The organism is Labilibaculum euxinicum, assembly GCF_009795715.1.
Classification (GTDB): domain Bacteria; phylum Bacteroidota; class Bacteroidia; order Bacteroidales; family Marinifilaceae; genus Labilibaculum; species Labilibaculum euxinus.
In genome coordinates this window covers 93,596-117,309 of the sequence record NZ_WTCR01000004.1, presented here as the reverse complement: position 1 = coordinate 117,309, position 23,714 = coordinate 93,596, and the positions used below count along the sequence as shown (strand labels likewise).

Genomic DNA, 23,714 nt, shown 5'->3' with positions numbered 1-23,714 from the left:
AGACTTTAAGGCTTTGGTGTTCGCAGGAGGGAGCAGGAGCGAAAAATTATGGGCAGCAAGTGTTTATTGCTCTTCTTTTGAACCCGATTGCCAGTGATTTGTTAAAATTATTGAAATGCACAAGTTTTACTTTGTTTACGTTCTACTGGCTTGATTGAACCTCTATGCGCATCATATTAAATAGGTGTGAGTTTTTGCACAAACTTAAATTTTGAGACGGATTTGCGTGAAGGATTGAAGTGAAAACCACGCAGTTTGACTTGGCCTGATGCGTTGGGACGAGGAGTTGCAACGGAAAGCCTGATCCGAAGAATTGAGAGACACGCCCTTAAATAATTAGCAATAATAGAGGGGTAAGGCAAAATTAATCTGGAAATAAGCTTTTTAAAATGTTTTTGTTCTGTGATATCTTGGTTGAAAAAGATGCGAACTAACTGGTTCTGTTTTACTTTTCAGACTCGATCGTTCTAAAATTTAATTAAAGCGGATTTTGATAATAAACAAAGCCGGTCTCCCCAAAAGGAAACCGGCTTTCTATCGTCGTTTAATTTGTATTTATTCTGCAGTTTGCACTTCGCAGGAATTGCCCATGCAGTTCGGTTTTACATCCGGTTGTTTCATCAATTTTAGTTTAACGGCCAGAAAATAAAGCTGACAGCCAACACAAATACCAAATGCGGTTTCAACAAACATTAAAAGCATGCAGAGCAGGCAAAGCATGCAAACCGATTCAAAAATTGTTGGGTCGCTTTGCAAAGGAATTGATAAAAAGAATACGACCGATGAAATGGCCAATCCTAAACTCCATGCAAATCTTTTTTGCACGGCTCCAATGTATATTGGTTCTTGTTTTAGCACAATCAATCGGGCTATTATATTCGAAGGAGCGTATTTAGGATTAATAAACACGCTTATCAGGAAGCTTAGCATCATAAATCCAGAAACGTAAGGAATTGGCGTATAATTTTGAAAAAATACTCCGGCAACAACAGCAACCAATCCCATTATGAATAGGATACCTGCACTTGCCCGAACTTCTCTCTCGTTTAAAACTTTGTAGCCAATTCCGTCTACATGTTCTCCAAAACTCACTATTGACATCTTCTTGTATTTTTATTTATAATCGATCTGCAAAATAATAAAAATACCTGTAGGTATTAAATGTAAATAGTTAAGCAAATGTTAAAGTAGCTTTTAATTGTCGTGGGATTTATCTTAGAAATAGGAATGAATGCTGCAGATTATAATTCATTTCAGGAATAAAAAAGCCGGCTCCCAAAAGGAAACCGGCTCTATAAATATTTGTGTGAGACTATCTAATCTGAGCTCCCAATTGTTTTTCGTAGCTCTTAATCAGTTTCTGCATAATCTTATCAATCTGCTTGTCTTCCAATGTTTTTACAGTGTCCTGAAGAATGAAACTTACTGCGTACGATTTTTTATCTGCGCCCAGTTTTTCACCTTCGTAAATATCAAACAGAGAAACAGATTTTAATAAGTTTTTCTCGCAGTTGAAAGCGATGGTTTTAATTTCAGCAAAGCTGGTTGATTTGTCAATGAGTAAAGCCAAATCGCGTTTTACGGCAGGATATTTCGGTATCTCGGTGTAAGCAATTTTGTTTTTAGTTGCTTCTCCAATTAAAGTTTCCCAATCGAAATCAGCATAGTAAACAGGAACATCAATGTTCATTTCTTTTAGAATTTTACCGCTTACCATTCCAACTTCAACCAATACCTTTTTCTTAACGCCGTAGCTTAAGCCTTCGGTAAACTGGTCGTTTTCAATCTCGTTAATTCTTAATTTATCAATCTGGAATCCTAAGCGTTTCAGAACATTTTCAGTAAATGCCTTTATGTGGAAGAAGTTAGTTGGCTCTTCTTTTAAATTCCAGTTTGCAGCAGTTTTATTTCCACACATGAAAACACTCAGGTGTTCTTTTTCGAAATAGTTGTCAACCGGATTTTCGTTTTCTTCATTCTTAAAGTGTTGGTACGATTTACCAAACTCATAGAATTTTAAATCCATATTTCTACGGTTGATATTGTAAGCAATGCATTCCAGTCCACCAAAAAGGAGACTCTGACGCATCGCATTTAAATCGGAACTAAGTGGGTTGAAAATACGAACAGTATTCTCTGGTTTCAAGCTTTCCAAGTTCTCGTAGTAAGATGCTTTGGTCAGCGAGTTGTTCATGATCTCGTTGAAACCAGAATACGACAACAGATCTGCAATGGTATTTCTTAATTTGTGCTCGTCTGGTTTTGGAGCATAGCTTAATGATGCATTTACCTTACCGGGAACTTCAACATTGTTGAAACCATAAATACGCAATACTTCTTCTACAATATCGGCTTCACGTTTTACATCCACACGGTATGGAGGAACCAACAGGTTCAATGTATCATCATCTTCTTTTTCGATACCGATTTCAAGAGCTGTTAAAATGTTTTTGATCGTTTCCTTACCAATTTTCTTACCGATTAAACGCTCGATACGATCAACGCTTACCTCAACTTTAAAATCGGCAACCGGGTTCGGATAAATATCAATCACTTCCGATGAAATGATGCCACCTGCAATCTCCTTAATTAAAAGAGCTGCACGTTTCATCGCATAAATGGTATTGTTGGGATCAGTTCCACGTTCAAAACGGAAAGAAGCATCAGTATTTAAACCATGGCGACGAGCCGTTTTACGAACAGATACTGAATCGAAATAAGCACTTTCAAGAAATACAGAAGTAGTTGATGCGCTAACACCCGATTCTAATCCTCCGAATACACCTGCAATACACATCGGCTCTTCAGCGTTGCAAATCATCAGGTCGTTTTCGTTCAATTCCCTTTTTGTTTCGTCAAGAGTTGTAAATTGCGCTCCACCAGCCAGTGTTTTTACAATTACTTTATTCCCTGCTATTTTCGAGTAATCGAAAGCATGCAATGGCTGACCGGTTTCAAACAATACAAAGTTGGTGATATCCACTATGTTGTTAATCGGTTTTAAGCCAATTGCTTTCAAACGGTTTTGCAGCCATTCCGGTGATTCTGCTATGGTAACACCACTTACACAAACACCTGAGTAACGGTGACAAGCTTCGAGGTTTTCAACAACAACCTCGATTGGAGTACTGTTGTTTTCAACTTTAAAAGCTTCAACCGAAGGCATTTTATATTCTATGGCTTTTTGCTGCTTTAAGTAAGCTGCCAAATCTCTGGCAACACCAATGTGAGATGCACCATCAATACGATTAGGAGTCAAGTCAATTTCAATGGCAATATCGTCTTCCACATTGAAATACTTAGCTGCAGGTGTTCCTACAACAGCTTCCAAAGGAAGTTCCATAATTCCCTCGTGACCTGTACCAACACCAATTTCGTCTTCGGCACAAATCATACCTAGTGAAACCTCGCCTCTAATCTTCGATTTCTTAATGGTAAAGCTTTCATCACCATCGTACAAAACAGTTCCAACTGTGGCTACTACCACTTTTTGTCCCGCTGCAACATTAGCTGCACCACAAACAATTGGTAATAATTCTTCGCCATTCACATCAACACTTGTTATGCTCAAATGATCCGAATTTGGATGGGGAATACAAGTTTTCACTTCACCAATAACCAAACCTTCCAAGCCACCTTTAATGGATTGGATTTTTTCGATTCCACCAACTTCCAAACCAATTTGAGTTAGAATGTCATCCATTTCAGCAGGTGTAAGATCAATATCAATGTAATCTTTAAGCCATTTGTACGATACCTTCATTATATGTGTATTTTATCAGATAGTTTTCAAATTTATGGATAAAGTGATGCATTTACTTCACCTTATTCTACAAGCTTACAAAAGTAGAAATTTTACCTCCAAGTAACAAGTGGGATAGAGGCTTTAAATTAGTAAGCTTTAAGAAAATGAATTAAGCACTAAGACATTCGTTTACTCATTATACTCAAAGTAATGCATAGGGAATGTAAAGACATTAAGAGACCTTCTTTGTGTTCCTTTGTAAAATCCTTGGCGTTTCCTTTGCGGTTAAAATATTTATCGTTCCAGGAAATTGATTATTGCCCCGAATTCGAATATATTTGTAGAATTATCAAAACAAAACTATGAGCGAACTGAAAGAGAAACCAATCATACTTGTAACGAATGACGATGGCCTTAATGCCAAAGGAATAAAGGCTTTGGTGGCTATGGTTAAAGATTTTGGCGATATTTATGTGGTAGCGCCAAATCGGACAAATTCCGGTAAATCGAATTCCATAACTGTTGAGATTCCTATTCGAATTAAGAAAGTTCGGGATGAGGAGAACCTTCATATTTATAGTTGTAAAGGAACTCCTGTTGATTGTGTTAAGCTCGCATTGAATAAGATTTTGCCAAGAGTACCTGATTTTCTGGTTTCAGGGATTAATCATGGCGCAAATACATCGGTAAGTGTTTTGTATTCCGGTACAATGGGCGCTGCTATCGAAGGTTGCATCAATGGAATTCCATCCATCGGATTTTCCTTAAATGTATTTGATGCTGATGCTGATTTTACCCAATCAGTAAAGTATGGCCGTAAAATATTCGCTAATTTGTTGCAGCATGGGTTATCAACCGGTGTTTGTTTAAATGTGAATTTCCCTAAAGATGAGATCAAAGGCATTCGTGTGTGTCGGCAGGCTGCCGGCAGGTGGAATGAGGAATTTGACCACAGACAAGATCCTTTTGGAGGAGATTATTACTGGTTGACCGGACATTTTAAGAATGCAGAGCCTAATAATGAGGAAACCGATGAGTGGGCCATTAAAAATGGATATGCATCGGTGGTTCCAACTCAAATTGATATGACAGCACACGCTTTATTAGAGAATTTAAAAAAATGGAATTATGAAGTCCAGGATTAATTCAACCCCTTTGGGATTGATTATTGGGATTTTGGTTCCTATTCTCTCAATTCTTCTTGTCTTTGCTGTCAGATTTAAAGCCGAGATGAGCTTAGAGACGTTTGTCGATAGCTTGTTAGTTCATAAAATTTACACAAAGGTAATGGCACTTGGAGTGTATTTTGGGAACATTGTTTTCTTCTTTCTTTTTATCAAAACGGATCTGCTAAAAGCAGCCAGAGGAGTATTACTGGCAACTATTTTGTATTCATTCGCGATCATGATTTTCCGTTTTGGGATGTAATTTGTATAGATATAAGATGTTAGAAGTGAGATATGAGACAGTGACGTGTAAATTATTTCAGTTCTTAAATCTTACTTCTCAAATCTATTTTGAAAAATGAAATACTATATCATCACAGGGGAGGCATCGGGAGATCTTCACGCATCGAATTTAATGAAAGAATTGAAAATTCAGGATCCGGAAGCTGAATTTCGATTTTGGGGAGGTGATTTAATGCTGGCACAGGGTGGTGAACTGGTAAAGCATTATCGCGAAACAGCTTTTATGGGTTTTTTGACTGTGGTGAAAAACCTGGGAAAGATAAAAGCGAATTTTTCTCTTTGTGAAACAGATTTGCTGAGATTTAATCCGGATGTTTTGATTTTGGTTGATTACCCAGGATTTAATTTGCGTATGGCAAAATTTGCCAAAAAGCATGGGATTCGTGTTCATTACTACATTTCGCCTAAAATTTGGGCTTGGAAAGAATCCCGGGTGAAGAAGATTAAAGCCTATGTAGATCGGATGTTTACCATTTTTCCTTTCGAGACTGAATTTTATCAGAAGCACAATTTTGAGGTGAGTTTTGGTGGAAATCCACTTTTAGACGCCATTGAGAATCGTCCGAACAAAGAGGAAGGTTTCCCTGATTTTATTAAAAGGAACAAACTGGGTGAAAAACCAATTATTGCTTTACTTGCCGGATCGCGTAAGCAGGAAATTGAGCGGGTGTTGCCTGTTATGTTGGAATGTGTAGATTCTTTTCCTGATCATCAGTTTGTAGTTGCAGCAGCTCCATCAATTGATGCGGAATTTTATGCTTCTGTGGTTGGCGATCAAAATGTGCAATTTGTTTATGGGCAAACCTATGATTTACTGCAGCAAGCGAAAGCCGCTGTTGTTACTTCGGGAACTGCAACTTTGGAGACGGCATTGCTTCGTATTCCTCAGGTAGTTTGTTATCTAACTGGAGGAGGGAAGTTGTTATTTACAATCGGGAAGCGGCTTTTAAAGGTGAAGTACATTTCGCTCGTTAATTTAATTATGGATCAATTGATTGTAAAAGAGCTGATTCAGCATACTTGCAATAAAGAGATGATAACACAGGAACTGAATCAAATCCTTTTCAATAAAGAGTACCGTATTCAAATGCTTTACAATTATCAGCTGTTAAACGAAAAGTTAGGTGGCGCAGGAGCATCAGCACGCTTTGCTAAAATGATTTACGAAGATCTGCAGCGGTAGAAAAGCTGACAAATTGTAGCATGCTATTCCGGCAATACCTTAGCTGTAGGACTTTGGTTGTTAACTTGTATCCGACTGATTGTAACAGCAGGATTTCCTTTGTAATACATGTCTCCGCTGCTGTAAATGGTCACGTTTAGTTCGTTTTCGGCCCAAACATGCGCTTCGCCAATTCCATTTTGTGCCAGATTTACTTTTTTGCTTTGTAACTCAGAAGCTTTAATGTTGATAATGCCGTTCAATACATAATTTGAAGTTGGGCAAATGCCTTTAAATTCATATCCTCCTGCTGCCGTTCCAAAAGAATGAAAATCGAGGAAATCATACTTTAAATCCAGCTTCATTTCTATCAATTCACTTTTTGAAGTGATGTCGATATCCAATCGATTTCCACTTAATACTCCTTTGCTGGAAAAAGAAGCCGGAGCATTTGCTGTAATTAGTTTGAGTTCTTTTAAATGAATTTCAGCTTCGATTAAATCAAAAATTTTAAGATTGTTTTTATGAGAATGATCAATAGTAAGGTTTTGATCGCTTATAACAACAGACGCTTTCGAAATAATGTTCTTACCACCTTTTAACAGAAGAAATTCTTCTTCATCTTTCACTAATGTTATTTTGAATGTGTTGAGATTTTTAATACTGGAAATCTCAGGCAGATCAATCCTTTTTACCGTGTACTCTCCTTCATCCTCAAAAGGATTCAGGGTTTCACAAGATGTTAGTGTGAGAAGTAATAAAACGAATATGTAAATTTTATTTTTCACTTTTGTCTTTTTTGATTCGATACCCGATTCCCCATTCTATATAATCGGCTTTTCCCATATGTGCTTTTAAGCTCAAACTGGTTATTAAATGCTTATTGAGTATGTAACGAATGCCAAGTCGCGTATAAATAGGTTTCTCAGGCTCAGTTTTATAATAGGTGTAAACGCCGATGTTGGCAATGATACTAAATTTCTCTATAACAAGATCATGAGAAATAAAAATTGCTTGACTAAAACGATTCTCAAAGTCTGTCTCAGGTTCAAAATCCCATTTTCCTCTGTTGGCTGCTTTATTGTAAAATAAATCAATTCCAAAGCCTATTTTTTGTTTTGCATTAATCCCGAAAGAATAATTCCCTGTTAAGCTGGATGTGTAATATTTGTGATGATCTTTCTCCGAAGCCTGCTTAATTCCATTGCCCCAAATCAATACAAATTCATCGGGCAATTTCTCTTCTATTACTGCCGGGGTGAATGATTTTCGGCTTTTTTCATTCCAATAGTACTTTACCCCAAAATTACTTGTTAAAATATTTAGTCCCTTATTGGGAGCACTAATTGCACCATTTGAAATGTGATTGAATCCAAGTCCCGCATTAATTCCCCATTTAGAATTGATTGAATAGCTTCCCTGAGCAACTAATTTAAAAAAAGCATTGAATTTGGTGCCGATGGCCAGGTTTGTGTAGTTTTTAACCGGGTCGAAGTGTTTTTTTGTATAACCAAGTCCAATTCCTAATTGTGTGTTCACTTCCCATTTATTACCTCGCGATAGGGGGAAGTTTATGTATGGAAAAACAGCGGTTACATTCCCCAATACCTTATTGTTACCCAAACTGCCATGATACAATCCAAGGCCAACTTCAGGTTGTTTGTACAACTTAGCCCAGTTCTTTTCATTTGATGGTATGTAACCCATATTTAATTCTACGGCAGAAATTTGATCATTTATTAAATAGCTGATGGATTTATGATGAGGCATAACCACTCCGTAATGATATCGAATAGTAGTAGTGAATATGTCCTTATTGTTTTTTTCCTGGGTAAATGCAGTTTTACAGAAAAGAAAAAATATAAAAAGGAGAAAGTAGTTTTTCATTTTATGGTATTGATTTCATCAAAGCTCATTGTTAAATGTTAACTTAGAATTTATCCGAAAAAGTATCGTTTTCAATTGAATTTTGTAATCACGGATCAAATTTATGTAAGTTAAATTGATTTCGCAAAGAGTTTTTTCAACTGGAATAATTTTGCAAATTTGTAGAATAAGAATTTTTAACCAGAACCTAAATATATGTTGCCACTGCTTAGCAAGGAAATCAGGACTTTTTTCAGTTCAATTTCCGGGTACTTAATTCTTTCCATATTTTTAATTGCAACAGGATTATTTGTTTGGGTTTTTCCGGGCAATTCAAATCCTTTGGATTCAGGATATGCGAATTTGGATGTTCTTTTTGAAATGGCACCCTGGATTTATTTGTTTTTGATACCGGCAGTATGCATGCGATTTTTTGCAGAAGAGAAAAAACAGGGTACAATTGAACTTTTAATGACTCGTCCAATATCCGATATGGGAGTTGTGTTGGCAAAATATTTTGCAGGTCTTGCTGTTGTTACATTTTCTCTATTGTTTTGTCTGGTTTACTACTACTCCATTTACTATTTGGGCAGTCCTGCTGGGAGTATTGATTCCGGAGCATTTTGGGGATCTTTTATTGGCCTGTTCTTATTGGCAGGAGTTTATGTTTCGATAGGTGTGTTTGCCAGTTCATTAACAGATAATCAGATTGTTGCTTTCTTATTGGCTTTGGTGTTTTGTTTCATTTTCTTTATTGGTTTCGATTATATAGGTGAGATTAACAGCATGCAATATTTGCAAAACCTGATTGTTTCGATGGGAATTAATGAACATTACAGATCCATTTCAAGAGGAATTGTTGATTCCCGGGACTTGCTGTATTTTATAGGGATTATAACGGCTTTTCTTTTGCTGACGCGGACAGTTCTTAAGAGCAGAAAATGGTAATTGAATTTAGATATGGTACGAAATAGAAAATTAAAAGACCTTTTTCAATTGCTGATATCACTGTTGGCTTTGGTAATTGTTATTCAAGTTTTACAAATGTATTTTTTTCGTTTGGATTTGACTTCCGAAAAACGATATTCTTTATCGGATAATACTAAGGAATTAGTGTCTCATTTAGAGAAAGACTTATATTTTGAAGTGTACCTTTCTGGAGATTTACCTTATGGATTCACAAAACTGCAAAAGGCCTGCCTGGAAATGATTGATGAGTTTTCGTCTTACTCCAATGTTAATATATTGTATTCTTTGATCAATCCTAATGATGTTTCTAATCCGAAAAAACGAAAAGAATTTCTTGATCAATTGGTGAGTAGAGGCTTGAAGCCAATTAATCTGCAGGAGAAAACCACTGACGGCAGCTTAAATCAGAAGTTGGTGGTTCCTGGAATTATTGTTCATGACAGAGAGAAGGAGACTAGTGTTCATTTGTTAAAAAGTGTGGCTGGTTTATCATCCGACCAAAATTTAAATCATTCCATTGAGGAGCTGGAGTTTGAACTGACCTCGGCCATTCGAATGTTACAGAATAATATTCCAAAAGAAATAGCATTTCTTACCGGACATGGTGAATTGGGAGAGTATGAAGTGGCTGATTTTACAGCTTCTCTTCTGCAGCGTTATGAAGTGAATAGAATTAATGCTAAGGATTTAAATATTAAAAAAAATAGGTATTCAGCCTTGGTAATTGCACAACCCCGTAAGGAGTTTTCCGAAGAAGATAAATATCAGATCGATCAGTACGTGATGAATGGCGGACGCGTGATGTGGCTGGTTGATGAGGTGATTGCTTCGATGGATAGTTTGGTGACTAAGGAGAGTACAATGGCCTTTTTTCAGCCATTAAATATGGAAGACCAATTGTTTAGATATGGAGTCAGAATTAATCCTGATTTAGTAATGGATGTTCAGAGTCAGCTGATTCCTGTGCAAACAGCTTTACCTGGTCAGCCAGTTAAGTTTACGCCGGCTCCTTGGTATTACTCACCGCTTTTGGCAGCTCCCGATTCTCATCCAATCACACGAAAATTAAATGTGATAAAAGCTGAGTTTGCAAATTCGATTGATTTTGTAGGTGATAACAAACAGATAAAAAAACAGGTTTTGTTGGCCAGTTCAGAATATACAAGGCTTGAAAAAGTTCCCAAACCAATTAGCCTGAATATTGTAAATCAAAAAATGGAGGCATCCGACTTTCCTGCCGGATCAAAAAATATTGCGGTTTTATTAGAAGGGATATTTCCATCTGTTTTTCAGAATAGAATCTGGAAAGGAATCAATAAAAATGATTTTAAACCGGAAAGTGTGCCAACTAAAATGATTGTAATATCGGATGGTGATGTAATTAAGAACAGGGTAAGAGGAGTGGGGAATAATCGCCAGATTGAAGCTTTGGGATACGACAGATATAGTAAGTCAACATATGGCAATAGAAATTTTTTACTTAACTGTGTTGATTATTTGTGTGATGATAATGGATGGATGCAATTACGGTCAAGGGAAGTGAAATTAAGAATGCTGAACAAAACCAAAATTAGATCGGAAAGATTGTTTTGGCAGCTTGTGAATGTGTTACTACCTCTAATTCTACTTCTTGTTTTTGGGCTTGTTCGTTTCTATGTCAGAAAACGAAAATTTGCGTCATCGGTTGACTCAAATATTGCTTAGAAATACTATTTTTGTCGCCGCTAAAGTAAAGTTTAAGAAGGTCTTCTTTTATTCTGAGTTTTATTTTTATGATTTTTATTGTGGTGCAATAAAGAGTATTAAGGGTAAATGACATCCATTCAATTAAATAGTGATTTTATTTACTGGAACCAGCTTTGTTTTTTGAATGAAGATTGTCAGGATTCCTTAATAAATTTGTATATTCACCACTTATTATTTGTCCTTTGCCACAATTGAATATTTATTGTGTTAGGGTTCCTGATTTTGAATTTTTGGTTAATTTTAAAATATTATGCAAATGAAATTTGTAGTATCAAGTACAGAATTGTTAAGTCATTTACAGGCAATTAGTCGTGTTATTAGTAGTAAGAATACCTTACCTATTCTCGACAATTTTTTGTTTGAATTAAAAAATGATCAATTGGTAGCTACTGCTTCGGATTTAGAATCTACCTTAATTACTACAATTCCATTAGAGACTTCGGTAGGCGAAGGGGTAATTGCTTTTCCAGCTAAAATTTTGACTGATACTTTAAAAGAATTTCCAGAGCAACCACTTACATTCGATATTGATCTGACTTCTTTGGCAGTGAAAATTACTTCCGAAAACGGGGTGTTTAGTATTGTTGGTCAGAACGGAGAAGATTTTCCAAAACTTCCTGCAAAACAGGAAACTAATTTGGTGAATATTTCGGTTGAAGGTTCAGTTCTATTAACTGGTATCAACAAAACATTGTTTGCAACGGCTGATGATGAACTTCGTCCGGTGATGAACGGGATTTTTGTAGAATTGGGAAATAACGACCTTACTTTTGTGGCCTCTGATGCTCATAAATTAGTTCGTTACAAAAGACTGGACGGAAGATCCGAGGTTGAATCATCGTTTATTTTGCCAAAGAAACCAGCATCGCTATTGCGTAATATTCTTCCGAAAGAAACGAATCCTGTTCGCGTAGAGTTTGATGAGAAAAATGCCTTTTTTACTTTGTCGAATTACAAGTTGATTTGTCGTTTGGTTGAAGGAAACTATCCAAGTTACAACTCGGTTATTCCTAAAACCAATCCTAATAAATTAACGATCGACAGGGTTGAACTATATAATACATTAAGACGGGTTTCTGTATTTTCAAATCCGGCAAGTAACCTAATTAAATTTGAATTGAAAGCAAATGAATTGGTTGTTTCTGCTCAGGATATTGATTTTTCAATATCAGCAAGAGAAAGATTACAATGCCAGTATGAAGGACAGGATCTGGAAATCGGATTTAAATCGGTATTTTTGTTAGAGATTTTGTCTAATATTTCGTCCTCAAATGTTATGGTCGAACTATCTGATCCAACAAGAGCAGGTATTTTCCTGCCTTACGATAATGATAATGCCGACGAGGATGTGTTGATGTTGTTAATGCCAATGATGATTAATGCCTAAGCAAAAACTTATATGATTACGAAATAAAATAACCCAACAGAACGTAAAGCTCTGTTGGGTTTTATATTTTTGTTACACAAGCTAAATTTCATAAGAATCCCATGAATTTGAATTTAAAGAATCCAATTGCCTTTATCGACCTTGAAACCACAGGAATTAATGTTGCGAAAGATCGTATTGTAGAAATGTGTATTGTAAAAGTGAATCCCAATGGTGATGAAGAGGTGAAGACCTTTCGGGTAAATCCGGGAATGCCAATTCCGGCACAGTCAAGTGCTATTCATGGCATAACTGATGAGGATGTTAAAAACGAACCATTGTTTAAAGAAGTAGGTAAAACTATTGCAAAATATTTGGAAGGGTGCGATTTGGCTGGATACAATTCCAATCGATTTGATTTTCCGTTACTGGCAGAGGAGTTCTTACGTGCAGATATTGATTTCGATATGAAAAAAAGAAAGTTTGTGGATGTACAGACTATTTTTCATAAAATGGAACAACGCACACTTGTTGCAGCCTATAAATTTTATTGCAATAAAGAACTAGAAGGAGCACACGGTGCCGAGGCAGATACAAAAGCGACTTATGAGGTTTTAAAATCACAGTTAGACAAGTACGACAATCTTGAAAATGATATCGATTATTTGTCTAAATATTCATCTCAGAATAATAATGTTGATTTCGCCGGTTTTATTATCAAGGATGAAAATGGGATTGAAATGTTTAATTTTGGAAAAAATAAAGGTGTGGCTGTAGAAAAAGTATTGGCTGATCAACCTGGTTATTACGGTTGGGTGATGAATAGTGATTTCCCATTGTACACCAAAAAAGTACTTACAGAGATTAAATTGAGAGGGTTTAATAAGTAATAGATTATTGATGAAAATTTTAGCAATAGGAAGAAATTACGAAAATCATGCTAAGGAGCTTAATAATCCGGTTCCTGAAGAGCCTGTGGTGTTTTCGATGCCCGATTCTGCACTTTTAAAAAACAATAATGATTTTTACTATCCTGACTTTTCAAAAGACATTCACCATGAGGTGGAAGTGGTGGTGAAAATTTGTAGAGTAGGTAAGAATATACCTTTGGAATTTGCTCATCGGTATTATGATGAAATCGGATTGGGCATTGATTTTACCGCCCGGGATATTCAAGCTGAATGTAAAAAGGAAGGCTTGCCATGGGAAAAAGCAAAGGCATTTGATGGTGCTGCGCCAATCAGTAAATTTATATCGAAAGATAAGTTCAGGGATGTTAATCAGTTGAATTTCCATTTGGATATCAATGGGAATAGGGTGCAGACAGGTAATACTTCAAATATGATTTTTTCAATTGATTATCTGATCTCGTATTTGTCACAATATTTCACGCTGAAAATCGGAGATCTGATATATACAGGAACACCGGAAGGTGTGGGCCCGGTTAAAATCGGCGATCATCTGATTGCTGAGCTGGAAGGGGAGAAAATGATGGATTTTAGCATTCGCTAAGTAAAATACTGTATTATTTCTTTATTTAAATATATGGAACGACCGGAACACTTATGTTTACGGTCGTTTTCTTATAACCTGTTGAGAGGTAACTACTTTGATGATGTTTTGTTTGAGGGATGTTCTATTTCTATGATATTTAACACTTTAGCTTATTGGCTTTGCTTTCGAAAACCTTTTAATAGTAAGGAAACATCACTATCTTTGCGCCAATATCACAACTAAATAACTTTTATGGAATATCAACATTGGGGCAAATTAATTCGAGATCGTATTGAAAAATATTCAGATCGAATTGCGATGCACTATAAGGATGAAAAAAGTGGGGAATGGGTTGGTGTAACCTGGACTGAATTTGGATTGGAAATTCGGCAAATATCAAAAGCGCTGATAAAAATGGGTGTTGAGGAAAAGCAAATGGTTGCTATATTCTCACAAAATATGCCGGAGTGGATTACGGCCGATTTGGCAATTATGTGTGTGCGGGGTGTAACTGTTCCAATCTATCCAACGAATTCAACAGCAGAAGCAAAATATATCATTGAAGATTCTGAAACGCAGGTTATTTTTGTTGGAGAACAAGAGCAGTATGATCGCGCAGTGGAATTAATTAAGACAGTTCCTCATGTTAAAATGATTGTTGCTTTTGATAAGGATATTGTATTGTCCGATTTTGAAAGATCAATGCATTGGGATGAGTTCTTGATTTATGGAAAGAATGCTATGAATGGTGCTGCTTTTGAAGAACGGTTTGGAAGAGCAGAATTAGATGATCTTGCTACTCTGATATATACTTCGGGAACAACAGGAGAACCAAAGGGAGTAATGATCGATCACAACAATATTTCAAGTGTACTGGTCTCACATGATAAGGAATTGAATGTATCTGATAAAGATGTTTCTCTTAGTTTTTTGCCTTTAAGCCATGTTTATGAACGAATTTGGTGTTTCTTCTGTTTTCATCGTGGAATAGAAATTTATTTCAATCTTGATCCTAAAAAGATTGGTGATGCGATGAAAGAAGTGAAACCTACTCTAATGTGTACGGTTCCCCGAATTTACGAGAAGATTTATGCGGCCATTCAGGAGAAAAGTAAAGGGGCTTCAGCTGTAAAGAGATCTTTAATGAATTGGGCGATTAAAATTGGCGGTAAATATTATAATGAATACCTCCTGTTTGAGAAGAAAGTTCCAGCTGGTTTGAATTTCAAGCATAAGCTTGCTGATCAATTAGTTCTGAGGAAACTTCGTGATATATTTGGTGGCAGAATAAATTTTATGCCTTGTGGCGGAGCTCCGTTAGATTCAAATATTATTGAATATTTTCATGCTGCAGGTTTAAATGTAAAAATGGGATATGGCTTAACCGAAACCATGGCAACTGTATGTTTGTATGGTGATAAGTACATAGATTTTAACACAACAGGACGTATAATTGTTGGAACTGAGATTAAAATTGGTGATAACGATGAAATTTTAGTGAAAGGACCTGGTGTTATGCGGGGATATTACAAGAAACCTGAAGCTACTGCTGAAGTAATAAAGGATGGTTGGTTTTGTACTGGTGATGCAGGTAGAATTGATGAAAATGGTGCTGTAACCATCACCGATCGGATTAAAGATTTGATGAAAACTTCGGGAGGAAAATATGTTGCTCCTCAAAAGCTGGAAAAAACCTTGGTTAACGATCAGTTTATTGAGCAAATAGCTGTAATTGGTGATTGCAGACAATATGTAACTGCTTTGGCAGTTCCGGCAATGGAACCTCTCCAAAAATATGCAATTCAGAATAATATTGGATTTGAAACTATTGAAGAGTTATTGGGTAATTCTCAAATAATAGAGTTTTTTGAAAAACGTTTTGAGGAAATGCAAAAAGAATTCTCGCGTTTCGAGAAGATAAAAAAATTTACTTTATTACCGAAAGAGTTTTCAATCGAGGCTGGAGAGATAACTTCAACGCTGAAATTGAAACGAAAAGTAATTCAGGAGAAATACAAACATCTTATTGATAAGATGTATAAAGAATAATAAACCCACCAGTTTATTTAGTAAACTCCGGCAGAATTAATTTTCTGACGGAGTTTTTTTGTTTTGCTCATCACGTTTTTTGTGCAACAAATCCAATCCATGGACTGTTTTCCTCGAAAGGTTCTCCTTGAAGATCCGACCAGTAATCTTTCACACTAAATCCACTTTCTTTTATCATAGAGATAGCTCGTTCCAGTGAAAAATAATGTTTCCATATGTTATGAGTCCGGATTTCGCCGTTTTTTAAAATCAGCGTGTACTTATCCAATCTAACCTTATCTTTCTTGTATTTGTAATGAGATTGTAACAAAAGGTGTTCTTCCTCACTCCAAAATCCATCTTCTTTGCTAATGTACCACGATTGGTCTGGTTCTTCATTCTCGAAATAATGCTTTGTGAATACATCAAAAATCAAGTAACCTCTTGGTTTTAATGCTTTTTTAACTTTTTGCAGGAGTAAGCTTCTGTCATCATGAGATAACACGCATAAATCGCCGTAAATGAGAGTGATTACATCGAATTCTTCTTTGTAATCCATTTCCATATAGTCCTTGCAGATGTATTTAATACGATAATTAAATTCCTCAGCTTGTTCTTTTGCATAATCAATAGAACTCTGCGAGAAATCAATTCCAGTTACAGCAAAACCCTGTCCATAGAAATTTTCGCTGTACAAACCGGGGCCACAGCCCAAATCAAGTAATTTACTATCTTCCGGAAGTTTCAGGTATTCGCTCAGCCAAAGTACAGATTGCAGTATGTCCTGATATTTTCTGGAACCCTGATCCGATTCATCGTCAAGATGAGCATTTAGCAGATGCTCCGAAACGTATGGGTCTTGCCAAAAATTCCCATCGTCTTTTGCAAACAGTTTAGGTTTCTTGGTAATCTTTTCAAGAAGGGAGAAATCGATTAACCCCTTGGGTGAAATTAAAGTCATAGTTTTCTAAAAAATATATTACTGATTTTGTTGCAATTTTACTCTTTTAATTCCTGAAATACTAAAAACAGAAGTTAAATCAGTCTATTTTAAAGAGTGTTATGCGTGATTTTATTTTTAATGCTTTCGTTTAATCATTACTTCGTATCCTTTAAGGAATTTAAATCCTAGTTTTTTATAAATGTTTAGCGCTGTTTTGTTTGAATGATGAACCTCCAGTTTAATTTGCATGTTTAAGCTTTTAGCATGCGCTAATGCTGTTCCTGTGAGAAGTTTCCCGTATCCTTTTTGTTGATATTCAGGATGAATTCCCACATGATGCAGATACAATCGTCTGGAATCATTTGTGACCCAACAAGAACCAATCAGTTTTCGGGTTTTGGAATCTTCAAGAATCCAGAATTTGCCTCCGTGCAATAAGCTTATCTCGATTGTTTCTGCATTGTCGTCACGTTCTTCACCTCCCAAATTGGTTATTTCCCATAACTTAAGAACGGACTGGTAATCGTCTGATTTATAATTCCTAAGCTTGATTGAGCTCATCATCTTCTTTTTTTATAACATATACCTGACCGGATTCAAAACGGATTACTTCTATAAGTGTGTCTTTGTCTATAAAACCGTCCTCCGATTTAGCATCGTAAATTTGATTTTCGATAAATACTTTGCCCGAAGGACGAAGAACGCTAAGAACGGTTCCTGTTTTCCCTATTAATGATTTGCCTTTCATATCAACACTAACGTAACCATCTTCTGATTTTTCTATTGTGCCAAGAGCTAAATGTCCTAAAAAGGAATTGGAGGCAAACAGCCTTTTGCTAGCATAAATTGATCCCAGTATCGAGGCTAGCATAGAAAAGACAACCAGCATAATTGCACCAAGCAAAGCTCTTATGTGACGAGGTTCAAAATCAAAAGCAACATTGTCAACCAAACTTAAAGCTAGGCCGGTAATGATGAGAATGATTCCGGAAATACCAGCAACACCAAAGCCTGGAATAACAAATATTTCCAGAGCGAGGAGAATGACACCGGCCACAAATAAAAGAATTTCCCAGTTTTCGGCCATTCCTTCCAAATAAAGGGGCGAGAAGTAGAGAACCGCTGCAATTGCGGATGCCAGTATCGGAAATCCGATTCCCGGAGTTTGTAACTCAAAATAAATTCCTCCAATAATAATCATGATTAAGATACCTTGTAAAATAGGATTAATCATGAAATCAATCATTTTTTCAATTCCCGTTGGCTCATATTTTTTAACCGTATATTCTTTTATTCCAGCCTTAGCAAGGACTTCTTCCACACTATTTGCAATTCCTTCGCAGTATCCGTTTTTAATTGCTTCAGCTGGAGTGAAAGTTAAAACTTTTCCAGTGTCAATCACATTTTCAATATAAGTTCGGGGATCAACCATCGCTTCAGCAATTAACGGATCTCTTCGCCATTTGTAGATTGTGTCACCTTTTTGAATTAATGTGTCTTTGCCATGCGATTCGGCTGTTGCACGCATTGTCGATCGCATGTACGATTGATATTTGTCGGGCATTGCCGCACCTGTTTGATTTACAACAGTTGCCGCTCCAATATTGGCTCCGGTTCTCATGTAAATACTATCGCAGGCAATGGAAATAAGAGCTCCGGCAGATGCTGCATTGTTATCAATAAAAACATAAACAGGAATCTTGCTGTTTAAAATGGCCGTTCGAATTGAATCTGCATGAATCACCGTACCGCCGTAGGTATTCATATGAATAAGAACGATATCAGCATTCCATTCAACGGCTTCCTGAAGTGCATCTTTTGTCTGTCTCCAGGCGGCAGGCCCAATCTCCTGTTTAATATCAAACTTGTAAACCTGTGTTTTGTTAATTTCCGGAATACTGTCAGCAGGCTGATTTGCCATAAGTTGGAAAGTCAGCGATAAAGAAAAAATGATAAGAAGAAAGCGACGAATGTTATTCATGTTTGCATTTGTTTTTACTGTGTCTGATTGTATTCAAAACCTAAGCCTGACAATTAACAGGAGGAATTTGAACTTATATGTAAGATAGCAATTAAGTTTAAATTTTGTTTGATTTTCTATTTAGGTATTTGTCATCATCCCAAATTTCATTTACTGCTAAAGTTCCTGCAACAACTGAAATAATAGCTGCAAAACTTGAAAAAGAAACGCCGCAAAATGGAACGATCAGGCAGAGTGAAAAAATAAAACCATTGGCAATTACGATTCCTTTGTTTTCTCTCATGAACAGAACACTTTGTGTAATGCTCATTTTTTTGCGTTCAATTGCATAATCCAGAAATGAAAATCCGTAGAAATACGCTGAAATAAAAAACAGGAATATAGCTGCAATCCAACCTATTATCGGAATAAAACTTAAAATAAACATGAGTATCGTTAAAGCCAGTTCTATTAGCAAGTTTCGAACAGCAATAAAAACGCCGCGTACAATGTCTTTTAGAAATTGTTTTATTTCAAATGGATAGTCATTTCCTGTTTTTATTTTTTCTGTTCGTTCTGATAAATAGGAGAATACAGGTGACATAAGAATGATGATGATATAGCCTCCAAAATATGCGAATATCAAAAAGAATAATAATTTGAATATTACCCAAATAAATCCCCCAAGGGTCGCTTTTAAGAAACCGGAACCCCAAAATTCAGCATTTTTTAAATCCAACCATCCTTCAAGATAGGTTTGCGATTGTTGAGCCAAATCACCAATGTAATCCCAGCCAACCCAAAATAAAATGATATTGAGAAGAATTGGGAATATGAAAAACCAAGCCAATCGTTTTCTGAAAATATATTGAATGGCTTCGGTGTAAGTTCGTAAGCCAAAGCTGAAATCTGTAATGAATTTCATTGATTCTTTTTTAAGTTAAGTGACTTAACAAAAATAACATTTATCGATAAAATGCGAAATATAAGATTCATTGTTTCATCAGATCATTCTCTGAAAACTTTCGCGACTCATCGCTTTTAATTACCTTTGGGCTTCTAAATAACCATTATTGACATTTAATTTTTTTGAAATGCAGAGTTTGACAGCAATTTCGCCGGTTGACGGACGTTACCGTGATAAGGTAGACGTTTTAGGAGAGTATTTTTCGGAATATGCTTTGGTGCGATACAGAGTTTTGGTAGAAGTAGAATATTTTATTGCTTTATGTGAGGTTCCTCTTCCGCAATTAAAAGATTTCGATAAGGATTTATTTGCAGATTTGCGTAGTTTATATCTCGATTTTACAGTTGAAGATGCGCAAAAAGTTAAAGATATTGAAAGCGTAACAAATCATGATGTTAAAGCTGTTGAGTACTTTATTAAGGAAAAATTTGATGCTTTAAATCTTCATAAATACAAAGAGTTTATTCACTTCGGATTAACTTCTCAGGATATTAATAATACAGCAACACCGTATTCATTGCGCGATGCTGTGCATGATGTATATTATCCTCTTTTAGACGAATTGATTAATAAACTGGACAGTCTTTCTGATGATTGGAAAGAAATTTCAATGTTGGCCCGTACTCATGGTCAGCCGGCATCTCCAACTCGTTTGGGAAAAGAAATTCAGGTATACGTATATCGTTTAAAGAAGCAGTTGGATCTCTTGAAAAGTGTTCCATGTTCGGCTAAATTTGGTGGGGCTACCGGTAACTTTAATGCTCATCATGTAGCATATCCTAAAACCGACTGGAAAGAATTTGGGAACCATTTTGTAAATGATATTTTGAAATTGGAACGTGAGGAATTCACTACGCAGATTTCCAATTATGACAATATGGGAGCTATTTTCGATAATCTAAAACGAATTAATACCGTTTTGATTGATTTGAATCGTGATTTTTGGACTTATGTATCCATGAATTATTTCAAACAAAAAATTAAAGAGGGTGAAGTAGGATCATCGGCTATGCCTCATAAGGTTAACCCAATCGATTTTGAAAATTCGGAAGGAAATCTTGGATTGGCAAATGCTACTTTTGAGCATTTATCGGCAAAATTACCAATATCCAGATTGCAACGCGATTTAACAGATTCTACTGTTTTAAGAAACATCGGAGTTCCTTTTGCTCATACTATTATTGCCTTTAAATCTTTATTAAAAGGTTTGGATAAATTGATTATTTCGAAAGAAGCGTTTCAGGCCGATTTGGATGCGAACTGGGCGGTTGTTGCCGAGGCAGTCCAAACCATTCTTCGTCGCGAAGGATATCCAAATCCTTACGAAGCATTAAAAGCTTTAACCCGTACCAATAGTCATATAACAAAAGAAAGTATTGCTGAGTTCATTGACACTTTGGAAATTGATGATAGTTTAAAGGTTGAATTAAAGGCAATTAGTCCTGCGAATTACACAGGAATCTAAAATATTAAATCTTGTTAATACTTTGTAAATAGGCTGTAAGAGTTGTACTTTTACAGCCTTGTTTTTTTACAGCTTATTGATAATTTTTACACACTAATTACTTGATGAAAAATTTTATTAAGGTTCTTAAACGATTCTTGCCTCCTTATCGATTGGATTTGGGAATGATGTTTTTTTATAACTTGCTATCTGCTTTGTTTGGTGCATTTTCATTTGGAGTAATGATTCCCGTACTGAATATCATATTTGGTATTTCAGGAGACCCTGTAACTGAAAAAGTTGCATGGGAGTTTACTACAGATGCCTTAACCAATAATTTTTACTATTATACTTATTTATTGACTCAGAATTATGGTACCGATGCTTCCTTGATGTTTGTTGGGCTTGTTCTTTTGGTTATTGTTTTGTTTAAGGTTGCTTTTGCATTTTTAGGATCTTATCATAGTGTAAGCATTCGAAATGGCGTAGTGCGTGATATGCGTCAGATTATCTATAGTAAGATTGTGAATTTGCCATTGCCTTATTTTACAGATGAAAAGAAAGGTGATATTATGTCCCGTTCAACAGGTGATGTATCTGAGGTTGAAAACTCTATTATGAGTTCAATAGACATGTTTTTTAAGAACCCGGTTATTATTATGGTCTACCTTGTGGGAATGATTATTATGAGCCCTCAACTTACTCTTTTTGTTTTTATATTACTACCTATAGCTGGGTTTATAATAGGTAGAGTTGGCCGGAATTTGAAGAAAAGTTCACGGTCAGGACAGGATAAAATGGGTGATATTCTTTCTACGATTGAAGAAACTTTATCCGGCCTTCGGATCATCAAAGCATTCAATGCTGAGGATAAAATGAACGATCGGTTTATGGTTGAGAGTAATGATTACCGAAAGATCATGAATAGCATGATGAGACGTTACGTTCTGGCTCATCCTTTAAGTGAACTTTTGGGAACGATGGTGATTGTAATTGTTTTATGGTACGGAGGACGATTAATTCTTAATGGTACAGGTAATTTGAATGCGTCTGCCTTTATTGCCTATTTGGCTATGTTTTATTCTGTGATTAACCCTGCAAAGCAATTTTCAAAGGCTGCTTATAGTATTCAAAAGGGATTGGCAGCAATGGATCGTATCGATCAATTATTGGATGCCAAATCGACAATTACAGAAAAGGAGAACGCAAAAAGTGTTGGCGTTTTTCAGGAATTAATTGAATACAGGGATGTATCTTTTTCTTACAATGGAGAACGTAATGTTTTGAAAGAGGTTAGTGTTACTATACCAAAAGGGAAAACAGTAGCATTGGTCGGTCAATCAGGTTCAGGTAAAACTACATTTGCGGATTTATTACCACGGTTTTACGATGTAAACAAAGGTGGTATTTTTGTGGATGGTACTGATATTCGGGATTATAAAATGAAGGATTTGAGAAACTTGATGGGAAATGTGAATCAGGAATCCATTTTGTTTAATGATACTATTTTCAATAATATTGCTTTTGGTGTAGAAAGTGCCACACTGGAAGAAGTGGAAGCGGCAGCAAAAATTGCTAATGCTCATGATTTTATTACAGCAACTGAAGATGGTTATTATACTAATATTGGAGATCGTGGCGGTAAACTTTCCGGTGGTCAGCGTCAGAGGTTGAGTATTGCCAGAGCGGTTCTTAAAAATCCTCCTATTATGATTTTGGATGAAGCTACTTCGGCTTTGGATACGGAATCGGAACGTTTAGTGCAGGATGCTTTGGATAAATTGATGCAGAATCGTACTTCAGTTGTAATTGCTCACCGCTTGTCAACAGTTAAAAATGCCGATTTGATTTGTGTTTTTCATGAAGGAGAGATTGTTGAACGTGGCAAACATGAAGAGCTTATTGCAAAAAATGGTACGTATAAAAAATTGTATGATATGCAGCTTTTGTAGGTATTCAATTCTGAAAAAATAATAAGAAGGATGAATCAATTAAGTGGTTCATCTTTTTTTTGTCACTTATTTTATTTTTTTGCGTAGAAAACAAATAATAGTAAACACTTAGTTTTTTAAAATTTAAAGTTATGTCGAAAACTATTAGATCAATTCAGCCCCAAAAGGAGAAGAAAAAAAGATTTCATTCAAAAAAATCAAAAAGAGAGATTCCAAACTATAAATTGAGAGAAGGAATTGTAGAGATGGATGCAAATGAAAAGTATTACTTAAAGGATAATTTATAAAAAGTGAAAAGCGATCAGAAATGGTCGCTTTTTTTATAAAATAAAAAACCTTCCTAAATAATTAGAAAGGTTTTTGCACGGGTGGAGAGACTCGAACTCCCGACACCTGGTTTTGGAGACCAGTGCTCTACCAACTGAGCTACACCCGTCTGTAATTAGTCTTTTCAAAAATGTTTTCCCGAAAAGTCTGCGACAAAAGTAGGATATTTTTTTTGATGTGCAAGTCCTTTTTTTATCTGGATTTATTTTTTCACAGATGAAACTTTCCTTTGGTTTTGCAGGGGTTTCAGAATGAGATGATTGCTGTTGAAGGAGT

At 35.9% G+C, this 23,714-nt stretch carries 20 protein-coding genes, 1 tRNA gene and 1 pseudogene; 12 read left to right on the top strand and 10 right to left on the bottom strand.

Features of this window, described 5'->3' with window-relative positions:
* Positions 1-555 precede the first annotated feature (555 nt).
* Both GQR60_RS06050 and pheT read right to left on the bottom strand, forming a co-directional pair.
* Entirely contained in the window at positions 556-1,101 is a 546-nt protein-coding gene (locus tag GQR60_RS06050) for a DUF4395 domain-containing protein (protein WP_124992079.1), read from the bottom strand.
* Between the two features lie 211 nt (positions 1,102-1,312).
* Positions 1,313-3,763: a phenylalanine--tRNA ligase subunit beta gene (pheT, locus tag GQR60_RS06045; RefSeq protein WP_124992078.1), complete on the bottom strand. Its 2,451-nt coding sequence runs from the start codon at positions 3,761-3,763 to the stop codon at positions 1,313-1,315.
* Between the two features lie 344 nt (positions 3,764-4,107).
* On the opposite strand from pheT, the gene surE reads away from it, so the two are divergent.
* From surE to lpxB, 3 genes are all read left to right on the top strand, one after another.
* Entirely contained in the window at positions 4,108-4,890 is a 783-nt protein-coding gene (gene surE / locus GQR60_RS06040; RefSeq protein ID WP_124992077.1) for a 5'/3'-nucleotidase SurE, read from the top strand.
* Entirely contained in the window at positions 4,874-5,173 is a 300-nt protein-coding gene (locus GQR60_RS06035) for a hypothetical protein (RefSeq protein WP_124992076.1), read from the top strand. Before surE ends, GQR60_RS06035 begins: the two co-directional genes overlap by 17 nt.
* 96 nt (positions 5,174-5,269) lie before the next feature.
* Positions 5,270-6,397, top strand: a complete 1,128-nt coding sequence (lpxB, locus tag GQR60_RS06030; RefSeq protein WP_124992075.1) for a lipid-A-disaccharide synthase — start codon at positions 5,270-5,272, stop codon at positions 6,395-6,397.
* A 23-nt stretch (positions 6,398-6,420) separates the two neighbouring features.
* On the opposite strand, the gene GQR60_RS06025 is transcribed toward lpxB, so the two are convergent.
* Both GQR60_RS06025 and GQR60_RS06020 read right to left on the bottom strand, forming a co-directional pair.
* Positions 6,421-7,164, bottom strand: coding sequence for a GIN domain-containing protein (locus GQR60_RS06025; RefSeq protein WP_160463428.1), 744 nt, complete (start codon positions 7,162-7,164; stop codon positions 6,421-6,423).
* A complete protein-coding gene (locus GQR60_RS06020; RefSeq protein ID WP_124992073.1) occupies positions 7,154-8,263 on the bottom strand; it encodes an acyloxyacyl hydrolase in 1,110 nt (369 codons plus the stop codon). The genes GQR60_RS06025 and GQR60_RS06020 overlap by 11 nt, the downstream gene beginning before the upstream one ends.
* 195 nt (positions 8,264-8,458) lie before the next feature.
* On the opposite strand from GQR60_RS06020, the gene gldF reads away from it, so the two are divergent.
* The 6 genes from gldF to GQR60_RS05990 all read left to right on the top strand — a co-directional run bounded on the left by gldF (position 8,459) and on the right by GQR60_RS05990 (position 15,866).
* A complete protein-coding gene (gene gldF / locus GQR60_RS06015; RefSeq protein ID WP_124992072.1) occupies positions 8,459-9,190 on the top strand; it encodes a gliding motility-associated ABC transporter permease subunit GldF in 732 nt (243 codons plus the stop codon).
* Positions 9,191-9,202: 12 nt separating this feature from the next.
* Entirely contained in the window at positions 9,203-10,915 is a 1,713-nt protein-coding gene (gene gldG, locus GQR60_RS06010) for a gliding motility-associated ABC transporter substrate-binding protein GldG (RefSeq protein ID WP_124992071.1), read from the top strand.
* 298 nt (positions 10,916-11,213) lie between these two features.
* Positions 11,214-12,344, top strand: a complete 1,131-nt coding sequence (gene dnaN / locus GQR60_RS06005) for a DNA polymerase III subunit beta (protein WP_124992070.1) — start codon at positions 11,214-11,216, stop codon at positions 12,342-12,344.
* 101 nt (positions 12,345-12,445) lie between these two features.
* Positions 12,446-13,213, top strand: a complete 768-nt coding sequence (locus tag GQR60_RS06000; protein WP_124992069.1) for a 3'-5' exonuclease — start codon at positions 12,446-12,448, stop codon at positions 13,211-13,213.
* Between the two features lie 10 nt (positions 13,214-13,223).
* Positions 13,224-13,835 carry a fumarylacetoacetate hydrolase family protein gene (locus GQR60_RS05995; protein ID WP_124992068.1) on the top strand — a complete coding sequence of 204 codons (612 nt, stop codon included), beginning with the start codon at positions 13,224-13,226 and terminating at the stop codon, positions 13,833-13,835.
* A 234-nt stretch (positions 13,836-14,069) separates the two neighbouring features.
* Positions 14,070-15,866 (top strand): AMP-dependent synthetase/ligase, encoded by a 1,797-nt coding sequence (locus GQR60_RS05990; RefSeq protein WP_124992067.1) that lies wholly within the window; start codon positions 14,070-14,072, stop codon positions 15,864-15,866.
* 70 nt (positions 15,867-15,936) lie between these two features.
* Here GQR60_RS05990 and GQR60_RS05985 read toward each other — a convergent pair whose 3' ends face one another.
* The 5 genes and pseudogenes from GQR60_RS05985 to GQR60_RS05970 all read right to left on the bottom strand — a co-directional run bounded on the left by GQR60_RS05985 (position 15,937) and on the right by GQR60_RS05970 (position 19,673).
* Positions 15,937-16,806, bottom strand: coding sequence for a class I SAM-dependent methyltransferase (locus GQR60_RS05985; RefSeq protein WP_124992066.1), 870 nt, complete (start codon positions 16,804-16,806; stop codon positions 15,937-15,939).
* Positions 16,807-16,923: 117 nt separating this feature from the next.
* The gene (locus tag GQR60_RS05980) at positions 16,924-17,349 is read right to left on the bottom strand and encodes a GNAT family N-acetyltransferase (protein WP_160463427.1); all 426 of its coding nucleotides are present in this window, start codon (positions 17,347-17,349) and stop codon (positions 16,924-16,926) included.
* A complete protein-coding gene (locus GQR60_RS20375; protein WP_442358282.1) occupies positions 17,330-18,022 on the bottom strand; it encodes an NfeD family protein in 693 nt (230 codons plus the stop codon). Before GQR60_RS20375 ends, GQR60_RS05980 begins: the two co-directional genes overlap by 20 nt.
* Before the next feature lie 51 nt (positions 18,023-18,073).
* Positions 18,074-18,709, bottom strand: a pseudogene (locus tag GQR60_RS20485) (NfeD family protein); the annotation flags it as partial.
* 157 nt (positions 18,710-18,866) lie between these two features.
* On the bottom strand, positions 18,867-19,673 hold the full coding sequence (locus GQR60_RS05970) for an EI24 domain-containing protein (RefSeq protein WP_124992063.1): 807 nt from the start codon (positions 19,671-19,673) through the stop codon (positions 18,867-18,869).
* Between the two features lie 169 nt (positions 19,674-19,842).
* Between GQR60_RS05970 and purB the strand changes: the two genes are divergently transcribed.
* The 3 genes from purB to GQR60_RS05955 all read left to right on the top strand — a co-directional run bounded on the left by purB (position 19,843) and on the right by GQR60_RS05955 (position 23,398).
* Positions 19,843-21,180: an adenylosuccinate lyase gene (purB, locus tag GQR60_RS05965; RefSeq protein ID WP_124992062.1), complete on the top strand. Its 1,338-nt coding sequence runs from the start codon at positions 19,843-19,845 to the stop codon at positions 21,178-21,180.
* A gap of 104 nt (positions 21,181-21,284) precedes the next feature.
* Complete coding sequence (locus GQR60_RS05960) at positions 21,285-23,111, top strand: ABC transporter ATP-binding protein (protein ID WP_124992061.1); 1,827 nt, start codon at positions 21,285-21,287, stop codon at positions 23,109-23,111.
* 131 nt (positions 23,112-23,242) lie between these two features.
* Positions 23,243-23,398, top strand: coding sequence for a hypothetical protein (locus GQR60_RS05955; RefSeq protein WP_154675800.1), 156 nt, complete (start codon positions 23,243-23,245; stop codon positions 23,396-23,398).
* Between the two features lie 76 nt (positions 23,399-23,474).
* Here GQR60_RS05955 and GQR60_RS05950 read toward each other — a convergent pair.
* A tRNA-Trp gene (locus tag GQR60_RS05950) sits at positions 23,475-23,547 on the bottom strand.
* Positions 23,548-23,714 lie beyond the last annotated feature (167 nt).

Coding starts and splice junctions, on each gene's coding strand:
- GQR60_RS05955 (WP_154675800.1), top strand. CDS start 23,243: ATGTCGAAAACTATTAGATCAATTCAGCCCCAAAAGGAGAAGAAAAAA.
- GQR60_RS05960 (WP_124992061.1), top strand. CDS start 21,285: ATGAAAAATTTTATTAAGGTTCTTAAACGATTCTTGCCTCCTTATCGA.
- surE (WP_124992077.1), top strand. CDS start 4,108: ATGAGCGAACTGAAAGAGAAACCAATCATACTTGTAACGAATGACGAT.
- GQR60_RS06050 (WP_124992079.1), bottom strand. CDS start 1,101: ATGTCAATAGTGAGTTTTGGAGAACATGTAGACGGAATTGGCTACAAA.
- gldG (WP_124992071.1), top strand. CDS start 9,203: ATGGTACGAAATAGAAAATTAAAAGACCTTTTTCAATTGCTGATATCA.
- GQR60_RS06020 (WP_124992073.1), bottom strand. CDS start 8,263: ATGAAAAACTACTTTCTCCTTTTTATATTTTTTCTTTTCTGTAAAACT.
- GQR60_RS06035 (WP_124992076.1), top strand. CDS start 4,874: ATGAAGTCCAGGATTAATTCAACCCCTTTGGGATTGATTATTGGGATT.
- GQR60_RS05980 (WP_160463427.1), bottom strand. CDS start 17,349: ATGAGCTCAATCAAGCTTAGGAATTATAAATCAGACGATTACCAGTCC.
- gldF (WP_124992072.1), top strand. CDS start 8,459: ATGTTGCCACTGCTTAGCAAGGAAATCAGGACTTTTTTCAGTTCAATT.
- GQR60_RS05990 (WP_124992067.1), top strand. CDS start 14,070: ATGGAATATCAACATTGGGGCAAATTAATTCGAGATCGTATTGAAAAA.
- lpxB (WP_124992075.1), top strand. CDS start 5,270: ATGAAATACTATATCATCACAGGGGAGGCATCGGGAGATCTTCACGCA.
- dnaN (WP_124992070.1), top strand. CDS start 11,214: ATGAAATTTGTAGTATCAAGTACAGAATTGTTAAGTCATTTACAGGCA.
- pheT (WP_124992078.1), bottom strand. CDS start 3,763: ATGAAGGTATCGTACAAATGGCTTAAAGATTACATTGATATTGATCTT.
- GQR60_RS05970 (WP_124992063.1), bottom strand. CDS start 19,673: ATGAAATTCATTACAGATTTCAGCTTTGGCTTACGAACTTACACCGAA.
- GQR60_RS05995 (WP_124992068.1), top strand. CDS start 13,224: ATGAAAATTTTAGCAATAGGAAGAAATTACGAAAATCATGCTAAGGAG.
- GQR60_RS05985 (WP_124992066.1), bottom strand. CDS start 16,806: ATGACTTTAATTTCACCCAAGGGGTTAATCGATTTCTCCCTTCTTGAA.
- GQR60_RS20375 (WP_442358282.1), bottom strand. CDS start 18,022: ATGATTAATCCTATTTTACAAGGTATCTTAATCATGATTATTATTGGA.
- GQR60_RS06000 (WP_124992069.1), top strand. CDS start 12,446: ATGAATTTGAATTTAAAGAATCCAATTGCCTTTATCGACCTTGAAACC.
- purB (WP_124992062.1), top strand. CDS start 19,843: ATGCAGAGTTTGACAGCAATTTCGCCGGTTGACGGACGTTACCGTGAT.